This window comes from Poinsettia branch-inducing phytoplasma str. JR1 (genome assembly GCF_000309465.1).
Classification (GTDB): Bacteria; Bacillota_I; Bacilli_A; order Acholeplasmatales; family Acholeplasmataceae; genus Phytoplasma; species Phytoplasma pruni.
In genome coordinates this window covers 1-476 of the sequence record NZ_AKIK01000121.1, presented here as the reverse complement: position 1 = coordinate 476, position 476 = coordinate 1, and the positions used below count along the sequence as shown (strand labels likewise).

At 24.2% G+C, this 476-nt stretch carries 1 protein-coding gene; it reads right to left on the bottom strand.

The annotated features are described in order from the left end of the window. Positions 1-240: 240 nt before the first annotated feature. A partial coding sequence (locus tag ON17_RS03630; RefSeq protein ID WP_040849794.1) for a hypothetical protein occupies positions 241-476 on the bottom strand: 236 nt, incomplete at its 5' end.

Sequence of the window (476 nt, the reverse complement as noted above, 5' to 3'; positions counted from 1 at the left end):
TTCCGATCTTGCAACTTTTTCCTTAGTGAGATCGATTGTTTTGGACGCCTATTCAAAAAAAATAAACAAATATATTAACTAAAACCGCTTAATGCGGTTTTTTTGGGTACCAAAGATGCCTTATTTGCAGCAGTTTAACTATCCGCTTCTATGGTTTTTCTTGACAAATCTTTTTCAATTTGTTTTAATTCTATTCTTTGTGTTTCAATTTTTTTTTGTAAATCATTAATTTTTTGTTCTTTAATTGAGAGTTTTTTTTTGATATTTATTGTTTTGTTTGTCTAAAAGGGTTTTTTGTTCTTCAAGTACTTTAATCTCTTGATAAAGTCGTTCTTTTTCTTTTTTTAAAGATTCGTTTCCTAAAGTTTCTAATATTTTATCAATTTTTTTGATAAAAGGAATCGGTTCTGGAAGAAAAAAAATTTTTTTAGGTAATTTATACAAAAGATATAAATTAAAAAAAATAAATAAAAAAA